This window comes from Methanococcoides seepicolus (genome assembly GCF_023684405.1).
GTDB classification, from domain to species: Archaea; Halobacteriota; Methanosarcinia; order Methanosarcinales; family Methanosarcinaceae; genus Methanococcoides; species Methanococcoides seepicolus.
Genome location: NZ_JAGSOI010000018.1, coordinates 1 through 19,246 on the forward strand (window position 1 = coordinate 1; position 19,246 = coordinate 19,246).

Below are 19,246 nucleotides of genomic sequence, written 5' to 3' on the forward strand. Positions count from 1 at the left end.
GACATTTTTTTAAAATAGATATTGTTTTTTGTTTTTTTCCTCTAATAATGTCAGGTATTTCATAATTTTATATATGTACTTTTCTACTATCAAATAGCTATTTTTTAAATAATTAATTCTGATTATTATAAATTATGCTTATTGATATCGTTTATTACTCTTATATATTTAATTATAGATTTTTAGCAGTAGCTTTGTATTTATATTAGTTTTATTTTTCAAATTTTCAAGTATTATATATAAGAATTTTGGTATTAAATTATATGTTAATTTTTCAGAAAATCTTGTATTTAGTAAAAACGCTATCAATCGATATTATAATTTCAATAAATAATGCTGCTCAAAATACGTGCCATATAGTAACATATTTATACTAAATATGAAACATACATATGTTTATATATGATTATTCCAGTTTGAAATTTGGGTATAGCTACCCAATATCAGTTGTTCCATCTCTGGATTAATTGGATGGTGTGAACGACGATCAAAAAACATCAGCATCCGGATGTACCGGGTCTTTAATTATGAAGGAGTGATCAAAATGACCGATTTAAACCCAAAAGAAAGATTATTGAACGCGTTAAACCGCGAACCAGTTGATAAAGTCCCGGTAGTCTCTGTAACACAGACCGCTATAGTTGATCTTATGGATCAGACCGGTGCAGAGTGGCCTGAAGCTCATTCTGATGCAGAGAAGCTGGCAACACTCGCCGTAGCATCACACGAGATCGCAGGTCTGGAAGCTGTGAGATATCCATATTGTCTGACAGTTCTTGCAGAAGCTATGGGTTGTGAAGTTAATATGGGAACAAAGAACAGACAACCATCTGTAACTGATCACCCATATAAAGGCGTTGACAACCTCGTAATGCCCGAGAACCTTCTTAGCAATGGCAGAATACCTGCTGTGCTTGATGCAACGAAGATCATCATCGACAAAGTTGGAGATAAAATTCCTCTGGTAGCTGGAATGGAAGGACCTGTAACCCTCGCATCCGATCTTGTAAGTGTAAAGAAGTTCATGAAATGGTCTATCAAGAAACCAGATGACTTCGAGACTATCCTTGACTTTGCCACAGATGCATGTATAGTGTATGCAAATGCACTGGCAGATGCAGGTGCAGATGTAATATGTGTGCCTGATCCTGTAGCATCCCCTGACCTTATGAACCCTGAAACATTTGACAAGATGCTTAAGCCAAGGCTTGCAAGGTTTGCAGAAGGGGTCAAATGTCCGATGGTGCTTCATGTTTGTGGAAATGTCACTCCTATTCTCGGTATGATGGCAGACTGTAAATTCGAGGGACTTAGCATTGAGGAAAAGGTAACAGACCTTAGGGGAGCTATCAAAACTGTCGGAGACAGGGCTGTAATTGTTGGTAATGTATCCAGTCCGTTCACATTACTTTCTGGTGATGTGGAAAAGGTCAAAGCAGATTCAAAAAATGCCCTTGAAGATGGTGTTGCAGTTCTTTCTCCTGGATGTGGTATTGCACCAAATACTCCTGTAGATAACGTCAAGGCTTTGGTTGAAGCAAGGGACGAATACATTGCATAATATCTGTAGATACGAAATATATATACAAAAATCTGAACATCCAGTCGGAAAGGTCTTGTTTTGCAGGACCTTTCATTTATTTCTTTTTGATCATCTGCCAATAATTATCGATCACATTGATCGGTCGGGCAAGAAGGTAATACTATGCGAACAGGAATTGCAATAGATCTTGGTACAAGTGGTTTCAGGGCACAAAAAATAGACCTTGGATCAGGTGAGATACAGAGAACTGTCATCACAATGAGAAATCCTCTGCCCGGTGCGAACGTTATGGATCATCTGGATTTTGCCATGACATATGGTCAGGACAAAGCTCATGACCTTGTAATCAATGCTTTCATTCACATCCTTAATGAACTTGAACCGGAAGGTGGACTTGTTGAGAGAATCGCAATATGTGGAAATCCTATACAATTATCATTGTTCCAGGGAATTCCTATCGATGACCTTGCCTATGCAGGAGAGCGAAAAAAGAAGTTGATGAATATCGAGGAACAAAAAAGGAATGCTTGTATCATTGAAAGCACTCAGGTAAAAGGCCTTGAATTCCTTAATTGTAAAGTAGTTATTCCACCTGCAATCAAACACGAGGTCGGTGCAGATGCTCTTGCATTGATCGTAAAATCCGGAATGCTTGAATCAGAAAAGATATCCATTGCAACCGATTATGGTACTAATGCGGAAATGGCGTTAAAGGTTGGTAATGTCATCTTCACAGGTTCTGCAGCAGCAGGTCCTGCGCTTGAAGGTCAGGAGATCGGGGACGGAAGTATTGCACGTCCATTTGTGATATCAGATGTTGAATTTAATAATGGGGATATATTGAATTACGTTCTCGATGAGGAAATGAACACGGTAAGTGGTTCCCTTGTTAACTACAAAAATGGGGCTGTTCTCAAAAATGGTGATTTGCATGCAATTGGCATCACAGGTACCGGTGTTATTGCACTTATCGATGAGGCCATAAAAAATGGCATCATAAAATTACCAAATATAAATACGCCTGATAAAAAACTTTATCTTCAGGATGATCTACATTTCACAGAAAAAGACCTTGCTGAAGCGGGAAGGGCCATCGGTGCGATACGTGCCGGTCATGTGACATTATGCAATGCTGCGAATATTGCAATGGAAGATGTAGAGGTCGCATACATGTCCGGTGCTGCCGGTACCTATATGGATGCGATAAAAGCTCATCGTATCGGCATGATACCTTATAATGTCTCAAAGATCTGCCAGATAGGGAATACTTCTCTTATCGTTGCAAGGGAGATACTTATTTCAGAAGAACGATTATGGGAGCTTCAGGAGATCGCAGTAGAGATAGTTGGCACACATGTAATGTTTGCAATGGATGAAGCATTCAAGGACGCTTACATCCTTGAGCTTTCCTATTGGAACGAGGGTATGCCTTTCAAGACACTGAAAAAATATCTTAAGAAAAAAGGTCTTCCTACAATTGATGAAGTAACTAAGGAGCCGGAAATCGAAAAAAGAGTCGAGAAGGACATTCCTGATCTTGGGAATGAAGGGCTTCATGTGCTCGACCAGATAGGTACATTTCTAGTAATAGATATGGAAGGCTGTATCGATTGTAAGAAATGTGTGGACGTGTGTCCAAATAATGCATTGGAACAGGATGATCGGTCTGTAAGAATAAGAACTGATCTTTGTGATGGTGCACACTGTCAGAAATGTATCCATACATGTCCGGAAAATGTCCTCGACTGGCATCTTCTCAAAGTAGTGGAATAACTTTCACGAAGTGAACATTGAATTATTTGCTCACACCCGTTGTACTGATGTACTGGATATAGATCTAAAAAGTAAACAGATTGGATCGAAGGAAGCTACTATAGATCTTAGATGTGAGCAATTTTGTTTATTCATTGATTTAAGATAATTCTTTCGTTCAGAAAGATCGTCAAAATATGGATATTCTATCTTTACGGAAGATAAGATATAAATCATGGCTTGTTTACTTATAATAGGATTAAAAACAAATTCCATTATCAAAAACAAAAAATCGTTTAGATCAAAAAACGCAAAAACGGGAGATGTATAAGATATACAGTTCCATGGAAAAGACCGGTAATATATCTGTCAAAATGACTTCATCTAAAGTTGTGTCTGATGAAATATCAGAACCTGATAGCTGTAGTTCTTTCTCTTTTTCCGATGATCCTGGAAATTATTTCGAGGCTATAGTAGCATCTTTGAAAGAAGCTCTCATGATACTTGATCTGGATCTGAACCTGATATATGCGAATGATTCATTCTACAAAATGTTCAATGTTAAACCTGCTGAACTCTTGGAAAATGATGCTGACATATTTGTTGATTTCAAGAAAAATTCACCTGAACTGTTTGACAGGCTTAGCAGAGTTTGTAAAGAAGGTTTCTTACTTGAGGAATTTGGACTGACCTATCCTTTTAGCAATGCCGGTACAATGTCTGTGCTGATCAACAGGAGGCAGATCATATGCGATGGCGGCTGTGTTGCTCTCGTTACCTTTGAATATATTGACGAATTGAAAACCTCGGAAGAGGGAATTATCCAATACGAAGGTCAATATTCAACGTTGGTCGAAAAAGGTAATGAAGGGGTAATTGTTGTCCTTGACAATGAAATACGGTATACAAATGAGAAGTTTTGTGAACTGACAGGATCGTCAAAAGACAATATCATTGGTTCGCCTTTCCTTGATCATATTTCACTTGAATATCGCAGAATGGTCTCCAAAAAATACAATAAATGTCTTTCAAGCAAGAAGAATGACTCCAATATTTATGAAGCAAATATTATTTCGCTTACTGAAGGTGAGATCCCTGTGGAGATCACTACTTCTTACATTGAATACGAAGGACAGTCTGCGGTAATGCTGAACTTAAATGACATTAGGGAAAAAAGAAAAGCAGAGAAAGCTCTTGTTGATACTGAAAAGAACTTCAGGATAATCTTTGAAAAATCTCCCATAGGTATAGTTCGTTTTGACCGAAAAGGAATTATAACGAATTCAAATGAAGTATTCAATGAGATATTCGATCACTTACGGGATGTGATCACAGGCTATAATGTCCTCGATCTTTTTAGTGACAAAGATGTTCGTAGCGATATAAGTGATGTGATCTCGGGAAAGATAAGGAACTATGAGAATGATGTTCACCTAATTGTAAATGATAATAGTTCTATCTTGCATGTCACTTTCAGTTCTTTGATCGTAGATGGATCATTGCAGGGTGGAATGGGTATATTTGAAGATGTCACCCTGAGGAAGATGGGTGAACATTCTCTCCAGCTAAACGAGTCTCGTCTTGAGATACTTCTTGAACTCAACCAGATGTCTGATGAATCCATTGAAGATATATTATATTTCACTTTGGAGGCTGCTGCAAGACTCACTCAGAGCAATATCGGTTACCTTGTCAGTGTCCGTGAAGACAACTCTTTTGATATGGTCTTCCTCCTTTTAACAGACGAAAAGGGTCAATACGAACTGAGCAAGGACCTGGGTGATTATCCGTTTGACATTTCCAGCAGGGCTATCAAAGTGAGCTCAAGTGGGAAATATTTGCTTTCAAATTACCCGAATGATCTTTTTGAAATGGAAAAAGACCATAATATGACCGGTACGATCACACGCCATTTTGATATTCCGGTCTCCAATGAAGAAGGTGAGCGATTCGTTCTGGGAGTTGGCAACAAAGATTCTCTTTATGATGATCTTGATACTCGTAACCTGGCACTATTGATCCAGGAAATAACAAAACTGATCGAGCATAGGGAAGCTGATGAAGCTTTGCGTGTATCGGAAGAAAAGTACTCCAATCTCGTTAAGAACGGGAATGACGGCATTGTCATAATTCGTGATGATGTGCTGGGATTTGTAAATTCAATGTTCTGTGAGATTGTTGGTTTTACTCCTCAAAAGGTGCATAACTCCAGTTTTTCTTCTTATCTGTCACCTGAATATCGGCGAATGGTGACTAAGCAGTTCTCGAAGATAATGGAAAAACAGAAGAGCAGCTCTAATAAATTCGAGGTCAATCTGCTTGATCGTAAGGGTGAAACTGTTCCTGTTGAGATAAGCCCTTCACGCATATATGATCAGGGCAAGCCTGCTGTAATGGCTATTATACGTGACATAACTGAACAGAAAAAGAAAGAACAGGAACTGCTTGATTCACTGGAAGTACAAAAGGTATTGCAAACGGTTATCAAAAGCAGTCCGGCAATTGTATTTTTCTGGAATGCGCAGTCGGGATGGCCAGTTGAATTCGTTTCTGAGAACATCGATACATTTGGATATTCTCCGTCGGATTTTCTTTCTGGCAAACTACAATACGGTGACATTATTCACCCTTCTGATGCGGAAAGGGTGCATAGCTATTTTGCCCGGAAATTTGCAGAAAATGCTTCTGAATATCGTCTCGAATACAGGATAATCACCAGTTCTGATGATGTTCGATGGGTTGTTGAGAGGTCCACTCCGCAGTATGATGAGGAAGGTGATCTTGTGCATATACAGGGTATCATCATAGATATCACTGAGCGTAAGAGGATCAATCAGTTCCTGAACATTGAATCCGAGGTCGGTAATTTCTTCACTCCTTCAGGGGACCTTCAGGAAACCTTTGACCAGCTTCTGGAATTTGCTTTACATATAGAAAGTATTGATTCTGGTAGTCTCTACCTGATAGACAAGAATAATGGCGGACTGAACCTTATATCCCACAAAGGACTTTCGGAAAATTTTGTAAAAACTAATTCTCATTACGCAGCAGATTCCATGCAGAGTCGATTTTTCATGATGGGTTATCCGCTTTATAAAATGTATTCCGAGATCTATCCTGTGACAAAGCGTGATAACAGGGTAGATGAAGGGCTGCTGGCAACAGCTGTGATCCCGGTGAAGTATCAAGAGGAAGAAGTGGCTGTTCTTTTCCTTGCATCGCGTACTGAATATGAAATGCCGTACAATATTCGTACATCGGTAGAAACAGTTGCTGAACAGATGGGTTCCATCATCGGTCGCATTGAAACGGAAGTAGATATGCAAAAGAACCAGAACGACCTTAAATCACTTGTTGATGGCATTGAGGATCTGATCTTTGTTCTGGACAGTGAGGGTTGTGTACTCTACAGCAATGAGGCAGTCTCGAAAAAACTAGCTTACTCAAAAGAAGAGATCACTGGTATGAATTTCATAAAAATACATCCGCATAATAAGGTACTCGAAGCAGCAAGTCTCTTTGGGGATGCACTTGCAGATAACAAGATCGAGTTCAGGTTACCTTTGGTTACAGGTACTGGCATGCTTATGTCTGTGGAAACAAGATTGCAAAAGGGTAAATGGAATCGTCAGGATGCGATCATTGCTATCTGTCGGGAGGTTGGCAAAAATTAAAGGGACCTTTATGTTTTGTCTGCCTGGCAAACAATGTTCTTATCACATGTTTGCATTTATCTTATCACATCAGTATAGTTGTAGGCATTTATATTAATTATTTTAATGGAGGGCTAAATTGTGATCGATATTAATCCTCAACGCATATTAGTACGATATAATGTAAAAGTGGAAAAAGAAATGACTCCTGAAGAGGTGGCCGAGAAATTATTCCCTGTGGAAGAAAATATACGGGAGGTCGCAAAGGCTATCTTTGAAGGAGATGAAGACGAGGTTGTGGAAAGTATCCAGAATGCGATCAATAATGGACTGGACCCACTGAACCTTATTAACAATGCACTGATGGTGGGTATGGAAATAGTCTCCACTCTTTATGATGACGGTGTTCTCTACCTTCCAGATGTCATAATTTCAGCGCAGGCAATGATGGAAGGTATCGAATATTGTAAAGAACATTTCGGTCAGGACCATGAATACAAGGGTAAGATCGTTTCCTATGTTGTGGAAGGGGACATCCATGATATTGGTAAGAAGATCGTGACCGTTCTTCTCAGGGCGAAGGGGTATGAAGTTGTAGACCTTGGAAAGGATGTCTGTGTGGAAGAGGTCATTGCGGCTGTCAAAAAGGAAAAACCCATTATGCTTACGGGAACGTCGTTAATGACGACAACTATGATTGGTTTCAAGGATGTGAATTCCCGTTTGCTTGAAAGTGATATCAATGTACCTGTTGTGTGTGGTGGAGGTGCGGTAACACAGGATTTTGTATCCCAGTATGAACTTGGTCTTTATTGTGAAGAGGCTGCTGACGTACCAAAGATCGCAGATGCTATCATCAACGGCTTGAATATTAGCCAGCTCAGGAAGGAGTTCCATAAACACTGAGGAGGAATAGGTTTGAGTTTAAAACGTTATAATAAAATGGCTTATGATGACCTTGAAGATATGGTCTTTGGACATTCTATCTATCCTGTTAAGACAGGTTTTGATCTGGAGATCGGGGCAGGATATACTTCAGCGGAAGTCAACTATGCACCAAGACCAGCAGCGGGTGAGTCTAAAGAGAAACTTATTGCAGAATACCAGAAGATCACAACGGATGTCCTGCAACGAATGGTACAGGTTGGTTTCCCTTCGGTGGTGCTTGAAACGGAACATGTGCAACAAATGACCGTCAATCCGTCATGGGGTGCAGAGATAGCACATGAACAGAAGACCATTATGGAAGAGTTTTATGATGAATATGGCATCAAATGTGCATTGCGCCATACGCCTGCTGATATTCGAGGTGGAAAAGAATCCCTCGATCTTAGAGGCGATTCTTATGGTATGTTGCTGGAATCTTTTGAAGAGGTTGCTTCCAATGGAGCTGACATGCTTTCCATTGAATCACTTGGTGGTAAGAGCGTCTTTGATTCATCAATATTAAGGAACGATATCTCAGGAGTGCTTTTTTCAATAGGTATCCTCGGCACTCTTGATGTGGAGTTCATATGGGAAGATATTAGCAAAATAGCAAAGAAACATGATGTTGTGGCTGCTGGAGATACTGATTGTTCTCAGGCTAATACTGCAATGTTCATTGCAGGTGGTCTACTTGACAGAAAACTTGCCCACACGCTTGCTGTTGTGACAAGAGCGGTTTCAGCACCGCGTTCACTTGCTGCCTATGAAGCAGGAGCTGTCGGTCCCGGTAAAGATTGTGGATATGAAAACACTATAATCAAGGCTATCGCTGGTGTCCCTATCTCACAGGAAGGAAAGGGATCAACTTGTGCTCACTCTGATCTCATGGGTAATCTCGCTATGCAATGTTGTGATCTCTGGTCCAATGAATCTGTGGAGTACCGTGGTGAGTTCGGTGGTACAAGCGTTCAATGTTGGGGGGAGACTCTATCTTATGATTGTTCCATGATGAATACGGCAATAGAGGCTGGATATGCGAAGGTCTTCAGGGATGTTTTCATGGTCTCAGATAGATATAGGGATTCTCAGGCATTCATACTTGCATTCGATAATGCTTATAGGATAGGTGAATCGATCGTAAAGGATGGTAATGATATTTATCTACGTGCTAAGAATGCTGCGATCGAGGCATGTAACATCGTTGATGAAGGTTCTCGTGGACAGCTTGAACTTTCGCGCTTTGAGAAAGCATCTCTTGCAAAGGCGATCAAGTCCCTTCATTCACTTACTGATGAAAAGGATGTTTTCATTGAAGAGAATATGGACAAATTTTCAACTATGGAGAACTTCATACCTAAAAATTACGGTTACTGAAGTTTTCATTTTTATCTTTCATATCTTCATATTACGGCCCATTTTCTCTTTTTCTTTTCGTTACGATTGTCGTGCAATGAATTTTTCAGTCATCTACTCTCATTTTCTAGATTGGATCTTTGATGCCTCAATATGTAGTATTTAACTGTTTTGTATTATTCGAAGAAATATGAATTAATAATTATATATAATATTTAGTTAATACTTTGTGCATATACATATTATTGTTTAATTTTGTTGATATAATAAAATGATCTTGAATTGTTATTTCCAGTTAATCCTTTTATTGATATCGTTTTCTTTTCATTTGACCAAAACTACACAATGATATTTAATATTTATAAATTTCTACTATAAAGTGTATATATTTCTATAAAATCAATAGATATGTTTAAAAATAAGCATCAATAGCCTTTATTTATTAATATTAGTATCGATTAAAGATTTCCATTTTACAAATGGTTTATATATTAGTTATTTTTAAAGCTAACTTAATTATATTATATAAACGTATTTACTAAATTTATTTTGTTTGTTTTCGATATTGTTAATTTTATTATGTATTTTCGACATCAAGAAAGCTTATTTTTTCTCTATTTCACCTTTGCACTTTTTTTTAATCAAATCGTAATACATATATATAAAATCATTTGAAAACAAATGTTTATATATTGGTATGAGAGACGTTTGAATAGGTTTTCAGAACGAAATCCTATGATTGGATCGAGGGTGGTATTCTTCCCAAGAAGAATGGCACTTCATTTATTATTAAAAAAACAAAGGAAGTAAAACATGACCAGTTTGGATATAGACCCCAGTGATATTCTGGTAAGATATAATGTGAAATTGGAGAAGGCAATGACGCCTAAAGACGCTGCAGCTGAACTTTATCCTAAGGATGAGTTATACAGACAAATTGCAGTAGCAATCTTTGACGGTGAGGAAGACGACGTTATCGAAGGTCTCGAAAAGGCCATCGCAGCAGGAAAGAACCCAATTGCTCTGATCGACGATGCTCTAATGGTTGGCATGAAAGTAGTTACTGATCTGTATGATCAGGGAACGATCTTCCTGCCAAACGTAATGATGTCCGCAGATGCAATGCTCGACGGTATCGAGTTCTGTAAGTCACAGTCCGATGAAGCACCTGTTTCAAAGGGCAAGGTTGTCTGCCATGTTGCAGAAGGAGATGTTCACGACATCGGTAAGACAATAGTTGCTGCACTTCTCAGAGCAAACGGATATGAGGTAGTTGACCTTGGCCGTGATGTTCCTGTGGATGAAGTCATTGAAGCTGTCAAGGCAGAGAAACCTCTCATGCTTACAGGTACTGCACTGATGACCACAACAATGTATGCTTTCAAAGCAGTCAACGACAGGTTACTTGAAGCAAGTCTTAATGTTCCATTCGCCTGTGGTGGTGGAGCTGTAAACCAGGACTTCGTATCTACCTATGATTTGGGTATTTATGGCGAAGAAGCTGCTGACGCACCTAAGATCGCTGACAAGATCCTTGCAGGATCTAGCATTAGTGCACTGAAAGAGGAATTCCACAAACACTGAAGAGGTGAGAAAAATGGCAATCAACAGATATACAAAAATGGCATATGATAGTGCAGATGACATGATCTTTGGTAAGTGTAAGCACCCTGTAAAAACAGGACTTGGACTCGAGATCGGTGGCGGATACACTACACCTGAAATTAACTATGCACCAAGGCCTGAAGCCGGTGCATCAAAAGAGAAGCTCGTCAAAGAATACCAGAGGATAACCACAGATATCATGAACCGTATGGTCCAGGTAGGTTTCCCTGCTGTTGTCCTTGAGACAGAACACGTCGAGCAGATGACCAACAACCCAACATGGGGAGGAGAGGTCGCACACGCACAGAAGACCATCATGGAAGAGTTCCACGATGAATACGGCATCAAATGCGCATTAAGACACACCCCAGGTGATATCCGTGAAGACCGTGATTACCTTGATCTTAGAGGTGACAAGTTCACAGTTCTTATGGAATCATTCGAAGAAATTGCAGCAAATGGAGCTGACATGCTTTCCCTTGAGTCAATGGGCGGTAAGGAAGTATTCGACTATTCGATCCTAAGAAATGATGTACCTGGTATGCTTTATGCAATTGGCTGCCTTGGAACCATGGATATGGATTTCATCTGGCAGGAGATCAGCTCTGTTGCAAAGAAGCACGGAGTAGTCTCCGCAGGTGACACTGACTGTTCCGAAGCAAACACTGCAATGTTCATTGGTGGCGGTCTTCTTGACAAGAACCTTGCACACACCCTTGCTATCATCGCAAGAGCTATCTCTGCACCAAGATCACTTGCAGCATATGAAGCAGGTGCTGTAGGGCCCGGTAAAGACTGTGGATATGAAAACACTATCATAAAAGCGATATCCGGTGTACCTATCTCACAAGAAGGTAAGACCTCCACATGTGCACACTCTGATGTCATGGGTAACGTTGTCATGCAGTGCTGTGACCTCTGGTCCAACGAATCGGTTGAATACCATGCTGAATTCGGTGGTACATCTGTCCAGTGCTGGGGAGAATCCCTTGCGTATGACTGTGCTTTGATGAACACAGCAACTGCAACAGGTCAGGAAAAGACTCTCAGGGACCTCTTTATGCTTTCTGACAAGTACAGGGACCCACAGGGCTATGTTCTTGCATATGACAACGCATACCGCGTGGGTGAAGCTATTGTCAAGGACGGTAATGACATTTACCTCCGTGCAAAGAACGCTGCACTCAAGTCAGTAGAGATCATGGAAGAAGGAATAGCTGGCAAGCTCGAAATGACCAAGTTCGAAAAGGGCGCCCTTGCAGACGCAAAAGCTGCACTTATGGCACTCACAGACGACCAGGATACTTTCATGAGCGATTGCATGACCAAGTACAAGGAAGAAGTTAAGGTCTTCCTGCCAGAGAACTACGGTCTCTAAGCATTTAGCATCGAAGTCTCCAAACGTGGACTGTAGCCCCGTATTGCTCGGGGCTACTCCCATCACCTTGAAAAATGTGTATTGCACGATATTTTCAATTTGACCTTATAATCACAAACATTTTCTTCTAAAACATAATACGGGAGGTGATATTCAGAAATTTAAAACCCCTTTACTCCTTTATGTCTTTTTGATATTTATTAATGGGTGCAGTTTTGCCCAGAATCACATTTAACAATCATTTGTATATGTCGAGTTATAATATTATTTATTGTATTTCATAAAATTTATTAATCGAACTAACGGAAGTGATCATATTTGACAAATAATGAAGAAATACCAGAGAACTGTATTTTATGTAACCCTGCGGATGGATTTCACATGATCGATAAAACAGCAGATCATGCACCACTCGGATTTGCAGGACTTGGTTTTGCAGCCACAATGCTGGGAATGATGGGTTCAGGTTTTTTCGCAGATGCTACAATGGTCGTCTCAATGTCGATCTTCCTCGGAGGATTTGCACAGGTATTTGCAGGTATCCAGGGCTGGAAAAAAGGTGATGTATTCGGTGCAACTGCTTTTTCAGCATTTGGTCTGTTCTGGTTCTCCTTTGCATTCATCTTGATGTCCTCAGGTCTTGCAAGCGGAGTTCTTGGAGCAGCCAGTGCAACTTCAATAGGCTTCTATCTATTCATCTGGGGGCTTGTTTCCCTTGTACTGCTGCTTGTAACATTCAAGATCGGGGTTAAGGCGATAACCATCGTTTTCATCACTCTTACTCTGACATTTTTCCTTAACGCAGCGGCAAACTTCGGAATGGGCATTGGTCCACTTGCAGGTTACATGACTTTGTTACTTGGGATCTCAGCTTTGTACACATCTCTGGCGCTTGTAACAAATTCAGTTTTTGGAAAGACAGTAGCTCCACTCTAAGCTAAGATCTAGCTAGAATGTCAGATACGTAATATTCAGACCGTGACCGTCCATAAGGTCGGTCATTCCCCTCCTTAAAAACAAAAATAAAATGCCAGGTGGTAACAATTGAGGACCTCTACCAGAAAGAACGGAACTGGATATCTTGCTCTTTCCGTCTTTATCGAAATAGCTCTGTTAAGGATATTTGCAGGGACCTATTCTGATATTCTTGCTGTGCAGGTTACAGGATATTTTGCCTTATTTATCGGTATCATTGCCTTAGTTCATCACTTTGTACCTAGTATCATCTCACTTTCGACCGACCATTTTCATCCATACGGGTACAAAAAATACAGTTCTCTGATATCATTGTTCATTGCACTGATCTTTATTCTGGCAAGTCTGTATATCCTCTCTGAAGTTCACTCTACCGTTAATGGAAGTAACTCTCTATTGCCGGATACTTCCATCTATATCTTGCTTTTAATGTCTGTTATTCTATCAGTAGCTATTCTGAAATATTGCTCTTTGGATGAATTTGATCAGGCTGGGATATCCCATTCATTTGCACTTAAATTAGATGTTATGTTTTCAGTTTTGATCGCTCTGACCTTGTTCATTCAAGTCAGTCCAACTGTTTTAATGTTGGAAACGGTGTTGCTAATTCTCGTACTTACGAAATATTGCATATCGATCGTCATCATGTCTTGCAACGTATTATGCGATGCATGCTGTCTTGATGAAAGCAATGTTCGACGTCTTGTAAGGTCCATTGAAGGAATTGAGAATTGCTATAAAGTGCGAACTCACGGTTCACCGGACGATCTGTTTGTGGATATTCACGTGAAAGTGGATTCTGATATCTATGTTATGGAAGCACAGAGAATAGTTGAAAGTATTGAAAAAGAACTTAAAAGAACATTTACAGGGATCTCAGATGTACTTGTACACATCGAGCCTCCTGAGAGGCGATGAAATAATTGAATACTATTTTATTAGGATCATGGTGAAATAATGCAATATAGTCTTGGTATCGATGCAGGTGGAACCTATACTGATGCAATTCTTATAAGTGATCGTGACAGGTCTGTAGTGATGTCCAACAAGGCATTGACCACCTATCCTGATCATATTGAAGGAATACGGAATGCAATTGACGGGATCGATGAAAAATATCTGAAAAATGTAGATGTCATATCGGTTTCAACCACACTTGCAACGAATACTGTGCTGGAAGATACTGGCTATCCTGTGGGTCTTATTCTCATAGGGGATCATTCTCTCAATAAGAATTTCCCGACAAGTGATATCATCTTTGTAGCAGGAGGTCATGATCACATGGGGGATGAATTAAAGCCGCTTGATGTTGATGCTATAAAGAATTTCGTCCTTGGTTCAAAGGGCAGAGTATCTGCTTTTGCGGTATCGTCCCATTTCAGTATAAGGAATCCTGAGCATGAGCTAAAGACAAAACAGCTCATATCAAAGCTTACGGGAATGCCAGTCGTTTGTGGGCACGAGCTAACACAGGATATTGGTGCTTACGAAAGAGCAGTTACAGCATACCTTAATGCACAGCTTTTACCTGTCGGTGAGAATTTCATAGAAGCGATGATCTCTGAGATAAAAAGGCGTGATATGGATGCAAGATTACTTATGCTCAAATGTGACGGTTCTGTCGTTGGTATCAGGGATGCACTTGAAAGACCTATCGAGACGATATTTTCAGGTCCGGCTGCAAGTCTTATTGGCGCTTCTTTTCTTTCAGGTCTTGAAAGTTGCGTTGTGATAGATGTCGGCGGTACAAGTACAGATGTATCAATGCTCTGTGAGGGCGTACCAGATATTAGTGAGTCTGGTGCAGTTGTCGGAAAATGGCAAACGCGTGTAAAAGCGATCCACATGGAAACATCGGCAATGGGGGGTGATAGTCATATATGGACAAGAGATAAGGATCTGGTCATTGGTCCCAGAAGAGTGGAGCCGATCTGTGTTGCAGCGGTCAAATATCCTGGTTTTCCTGAAAAACTTAAGAACATTAAATGGATCGCACGCAGACTTCTGGATGAAAATATACAGCCTACAAAGTTCTTTGTAAGGACCAGGCAGGAACCTATTGAATTGAATGAAAATGAAAAGGTGTTAATATCTGTTATTGGAGATGATCCTGTCTCATTTGAGGACATTTTCATAATGCTTAAAGGACCACCTTCAACTTTTGTCTTAAGCTCTCTGATAAGCAAAAGGCTTGTGCAGGCTATTGGTTTTACCCCTACTGATGTATTGCATGTCCTGGGAGAATATGATCAATGGGATCAAGAAGCTTCAAAGCTGGCTGCCGATGTTCTGGCTAAATTGAACAATATAGGCAAATATGAAATGTGTTCTTTACTCAAAAAACGTTTTGCGAGAAATATGGCATTCGAACTGATGTCGTACCTGTTGCCAGGCGTTGATTCGGAGAGCATCGGTGGTATCGTTGATCACAATTTCAAAGCAAGGTTCGATGTAGAATTGCCAGTAGTGCTTATTGGAGGGCCTGTATCTGCTTATGGGGATGAGATTAGTTCCTTTATCAAAGCGGACATCATAGTTCCTCAACATTCAGATGTAGGGAATGCAGCAGGAGCTTTGTTTGGTAAAGGTGTCAAACGTCTGGAAATAATGATCAAGCCATTATCTCTGAATGATCCGGATAAAGAATTCTTTGTCTATTCACCTGAAAGAAGAGAGAAGTTCAATACTTATGTAGAAGCACTTGAATTTGTTAACGAGCATGGCAGGGCTTTGATCCATTCCTATATGGCAGAGTGTGGGATCATGGAAAACAAAGTAAGCATAAGTGTTACAGAAGAACGCCTCTCACCGGAAGGTTGGCATCATCCTCCGATGGAGACTAAACTTATATTCGTAGGCTTGGGTTTTGTTTAAGGCCTAGTATTTGAATTGTCAGAAGATATATCGAAGATATAAAAAGAAAAGAACGTATCATTTTTGGATCGGATGATGCGTTCATGAAAAAAAAGAGGAGCTAATAAAATGTTAACACTTGTAGTTGGCGGTTTTCTTGGAAGCGGAAAAACTACCACGATAATCAATATGGGGAAGTACCTTGTGGACAAGGGGCACAAAGTTGCTATTATTGTCAACGAGATAGGAGAGATCGGGATCGACGGTGATATCATCAGCAAGTTCGGTTTCGATACAAAAGAGATAACGAACGGTTGCATCTGTTGTTCACTCAAGATGGGACTTCGCTCAACTGTGATAACGTTATATAATTCTTACAATCCGGATGTCCTTATAATAGAACCTACCGGAATTGCATTTCCAAATGTGATCAAAAGAGAGATCGAGCTGATGGACCTTGGAGAAGGTGCGGAAATAGCACCTCTTGTGACCCTTATAGATGGCAGCAGGTTCAAACACTTGTTAAAAGAGATGAGACATTTCTCCACTCGCCAGATAGAGGATGCAGATATCCTTGCCATCAATAAGATCGACCTTATGGACAAGATACAAATATCTATCGTAGAAGAATCTGTACAGCAGCTCAACAGAAAAGCAAAAATAATACGGATCTCTGCAAATAATAGCGATGAAAAGTTCTATAGTTTCATGGACATGATACTTCCTGATGAGCTGCTTAATAGATCTCTTGATGTCAAAGTTCAGGAAACGAAGCCAAAAGAGATGGGAAAAACATCCATTGCCCCTGCAAATGGCATATCCCTTGTCAGCAAGAACGATATGGAGCTTATCAGGAATGAGCAGGAAACAGAAAGCTCCATTGATGCATCAGGTGTTGCAACCTATGCTGCAGAGTATAAGATCAAAGACAGGACAGATATCGATAGGGCAAAGCTGATCGCAAAGGAGCTCATGACGAACATAAAAGCAGAAGTTATGGAACATAGCCCCGAGTTCATTGGCCATATCAAGATGTTCTTGAATTCTGATACAGATACAGTAAAAATGAATGTAACTGCATACTTCGAAGATCCACAATTAGAACTGATCGAAACAGGAAAGAATGAGATCCTTAAGTTAAAGATACTTTCAGCAATCTCGAAGATGGAAAAAAAAGAACTTGTGAAGATCGTCGATACCTTCGCAACAGATGTATTCAAGCGTTATGGAATTGAGATCGAACAGCTTGAAGCACATCATGAGCACAATCCTTGAGACGGTTACTAACAATTTCAGTATGCTCCTAACAAATATTTAATTTTGGAGCAACTCTTTTTTTTGCATAATATGCATAGAATTTGACAAATACATGTAATTTAAAATACAAACAAATGTAACAATATTAAGAAAAAGCCAATAAATATTTCCAACAAACCAAGATTAAAACCGGTGCAATCGATGAAAAATCCTTAATAATGTTCAAATATATTCGGGACTCATATTGTTCTGGATACATATATACAACAATCTACCAATCATATACCCAATCCGGTATGTTGTATTGTTCATCGACCTTAACAACTGATTGATAAAAATAATTTGTTATAGAAAGATGAAAAACAAAGTGAGTATAACTGTAATGGAAGAACGCCTCTCACCGGAAGGTTGGCATCATCCTCCGATGGAGACTAAACTTATATTCGTAGGAGTGGGGTTTGCTTAATATCTGGTACTTGAAATTTCAGAAGATATTTCCTCTATACACCTTAAGTCCCTCATCTGAGACCGTAAGTATGAAGGGATCCATGCTGTGTGCTGAAGCACGCATTTTTCTAGCTTGTATATAACGTTTCGTTGTATTGTCCTTCATGTGAATTCCCAGTTCTATGATACCGTCTGCAAGATAACTTTCAAAGTTATCTGCATAATTCATTCCAAGGGATTCAGTGGTTTCAAGTATCACGAACGTTGTCAGATTTTCACGCCTGAGTGGTTCGAAAAGATGGTAAAGTCTTTTTCTCATCCTTTGAGGTTCAACATCGAGGAGCGAGTAAAGGGCACCAAGGGAGTCCAATGCTACACAAGTAAACTTATCGCCCATCTTCTGCTTATATTGCAGGATATTTGTCTCTATAAGGTTTAGCAGATCGCCTGAAAAATCATCGTATTGAAGTCTATAATCGCTAAAATCAGATATTGATAGATTATCCGAAAGTTCCAGTCCCATACTTTCCATGTTCGCAAGGTGGTTATCTTTGCTTTGCTCAAGGGTAATGTAGGTCCCGAACTCTCCGACATTATTCAGGTATTTTGAAAGGATGGAAAAAGTAATTCCGGATTTAAGAGTTCCAGGTGCACCTGTTATTAAAACCACACTTCCTTTTGGTATATCTGTACTGAATATCTCGTTCAGCCCTTCAATAGTATCAATAAATCTCACAAAATTCCTCCACTTTCTATAATAACGTTGACATAATTAAATTTTATTTATACTATAATGCGATCAATTATCATAAAACATTTTGTTCCTGTCTGGATAAATTTTTGATCTTAAGGATATGTTTTATTGTTTCAATCCCTTTTTCAGTAAGGATATTTTCAGCGTTTATCACTTTACTTTCGAGCATTTGTTTCATTGACATCTCAAGTTCATGAGGTTCAATGTACAGAAGATTGACTATATCCTTTTCTTCCTTAATACCTACGAAAAGGCAATTCAATACTCTTGTATGCAGATTTTCTTTCATATTCAATATTTTTGATAGTGCCAGAAGAACTCTATTATCTTCTGATTCTATCAATATGGTTGCACCTGATAGATTCTGCAAATGGAGTTCCATATCGAAAATATCGATCTTATTTATGCTGATGTTCCTGATCTCAGGGGATAGGACAAAATACCAGAGATCTTCAAGAAAAACAGTCCCTGATACTGATGAATATTCATATTTTTTAGTATATCTCACAATATTGCTCTTTGGTGTGAATGTGTTGGGAATTTCACTTGATGAGAACAAAGATGGCAATGTTAGAGCATTATCGAATGGATTTTCTTCTTTGATATTTTCAAGGTAATAATGGCCCTGTTGTGTTATTTGTGCATTTTCATCCACAAGTTTTCGTATCTTCAGTGTATCAAAAGCACGCTCGAGAACTTCCCCATCAGTTGAAACAAGTGAAATATACCTATTGATGTCCTTTGTTTCT

Annotated in this window: 13 protein-coding genes; 11 read left to right on the forward strand and 2 right to left on the reverse strand. The window is 39.5% G+C overall.

What is annotated here, in order from left to right; genetic code table 11:
• Positions 1-544: 544 nt before the first annotated feature.
• The 11 genes from mtaA (at position 545) to KDK67_RS06045 (ending at position 17,314) form a co-directional block, all read left to right on the forward strand.
• Complete coding sequence (gene mtaA / locus KDK67_RS05995; protein ID WP_250867289.1) at positions 545-1,561, forward strand: methylcobamide:CoM methyltransferase MtaA; 1,017 nt, start codon at positions 545-547, stop codon at positions 1,559-1,561.
• Between the two features lie 144 nt (positions 1,562-1,705).
• Positions 1,706-3,316: a methylamine methyltransferase corrinoid protein reductive activase gene (locus KDK67_RS06000; protein WP_250867290.1), complete on the forward strand. Its 1,611-nt coding sequence runs from the start codon at positions 1,706-1,708 to the stop codon at positions 3,314-3,316.
• Positions 3,317-3,618: 302 nt separating this feature from the next.
• Complete coding sequence (locus KDK67_RS06005; RefSeq protein WP_250867291.1) at positions 3,619-6,969, forward strand: PAS domain S-box protein; 3,351 nt, start codon at positions 3,619-3,621, stop codon at positions 6,967-6,969.
• Between the two features lie 120 nt (positions 6,970-7,089).
• Positions 7,090-7,854 carry a methanol--corrinoid protein MtaC gene (gene mtaC, locus KDK67_RS06010; RefSeq protein ID WP_250867292.1) on the forward strand — a complete coding sequence of 255 codons (765 nt, stop codon included), beginning with the start codon at positions 7,090-7,092 and terminating at the stop codon, positions 7,852-7,854.
• A gap of 12 nt (positions 7,855-7,866) precedes the next feature.
• The gene (mtaB, locus tag KDK67_RS06015; protein ID WP_250867293.1) at positions 7,867-9,249 is read left to right on the forward strand and encodes a methanol--corrinoid protein co-methyltransferase MtaB; all 1,383 of its coding nucleotides are present in this window, start codon (positions 7,867-7,869) and stop codon (positions 9,247-9,249) included.
• A 792-nt stretch (positions 9,250-10,041) separates the two neighbouring features.
• Positions 10,042-10,812: a methanol--corrinoid protein MtaC gene (mtaC, locus tag KDK67_RS06020; protein WP_250867294.1), complete on the forward strand. Its 771-nt coding sequence runs from the start codon at positions 10,042-10,044 to the stop codon at positions 10,810-10,812.
• Between the two features lie 13 nt (positions 10,813-10,825).
• Complete coding sequence (gene mtaB / locus KDK67_RS06025) at positions 10,826-12,211, forward strand: methanol--corrinoid protein co-methyltransferase MtaB (RefSeq protein ID WP_250867295.1); 1,386 nt, start codon at positions 10,826-10,828, stop codon at positions 12,209-12,211.
• Between the two features lie 381 nt (positions 12,212-12,592).
• Positions 12,593-13,147, forward strand: coding sequence for an acetate uptake transporter (locus KDK67_RS06030; protein ID WP_250867296.1), 555 nt, complete (start codon positions 12,593-12,595; stop codon positions 13,145-13,147).
• A 108-nt stretch (positions 13,148-13,255) separates the two neighbouring features.
• On the forward strand, positions 13,256-14,104 hold the full coding sequence (locus tag KDK67_RS06035) for a cation diffusion facilitator family transporter (RefSeq protein WP_250867297.1): 849 nt from the start codon (positions 13,256-13,258) through the stop codon (positions 14,102-14,104).
• Positions 14,105-14,143: 39 nt separating this feature from the next.
• Positions 14,144-16,060 carry a hydantoinase/oxoprolinase N-terminal domain-containing protein gene (locus KDK67_RS06040; RefSeq protein WP_250867298.1) on the forward strand — a complete coding sequence of 639 codons (1,917 nt, stop codon included), beginning with the start codon at positions 14,144-14,146 and terminating at the stop codon, positions 16,058-16,060.
• A gap of 108 nt (positions 16,061-16,168) precedes the next feature.
• Positions 16,169-17,314, forward strand: a complete 1,146-nt coding sequence (locus tag KDK67_RS06045; RefSeq protein ID WP_250867299.1) for a GTP-binding protein — start codon at positions 16,169-16,171, stop codon at positions 17,312-17,314.
• 466 nt (positions 17,315-17,780) lie between these two features.
• Here KDK67_RS06045 and KDK67_RS06050 read toward each other — a convergent pair whose 3' ends face one another.
• Together KDK67_RS06050 and KDK67_RS06055 are read right to left on the reverse strand one after the other, a co-directional pair.
• Complete coding sequence (locus tag KDK67_RS06050; protein ID WP_250867300.1) at positions 17,781-18,479, reverse strand: ATPase domain-containing protein; 699 nt, start codon at positions 18,477-18,479, stop codon at positions 17,781-17,783.
• 70 nt (positions 18,480-18,549) lie between these two features.
• On the reverse strand, positions 18,550-19,246 hold a 697-nt coding region (locus KDK67_RS06055; protein ID WP_250867930.1), incomplete at its 5' end, for a hypothetical protein.

Coding starts and splice junctions, on each gene's coding strand:
- KDK67_RS06040 (WP_250867298.1), top strand. CDS start 14,144: ATGCAATATAGTCTTGGTATCGATGCAGGTGGAACCTATACTGATGCA.
- KDK67_RS06000 (WP_250867290.1), top strand. CDS start 1,706: ATGCGAACAGGAATTGCAATAGATCTTGGTACAAGTGGTTTCAGGGCA.
- KDK67_RS06005 (WP_250867291.1), top strand. CDS start 3,619: ATGTATAAGATATACAGTTCCATGGAAAAGACCGGTAATATATCTGTC.
- KDK67_RS06030 (WP_250867296.1), top strand. CDS start 12,593: ATGATCGATAAAACAGCAGATCATGCACCACTCGGATTTGCAGGACTT.
- KDK67_RS06045 (WP_250867299.1), top strand. CDS start 16,169: ATGTTAACACTTGTAGTTGGCGGTTTTCTTGGAAGCGGAAAAACTACC.
- mtaB (WP_250867295.1), top strand. CDS start 10,826: ATGGCAATCAACAGATATACAAAAATGGCATATGATAGTGCAGATGAC.
- mtaA (WP_250867289.1), top strand. CDS start 545: ATGACCGATTTAAACCCAAAAGAAAGATTATTGAACGCGTTAAACCGC.
- mtaC (WP_250867294.1), top strand. CDS start 10,042: ATGACCAGTTTGGATATAGACCCCAGTGATATTCTGGTAAGATATAAT.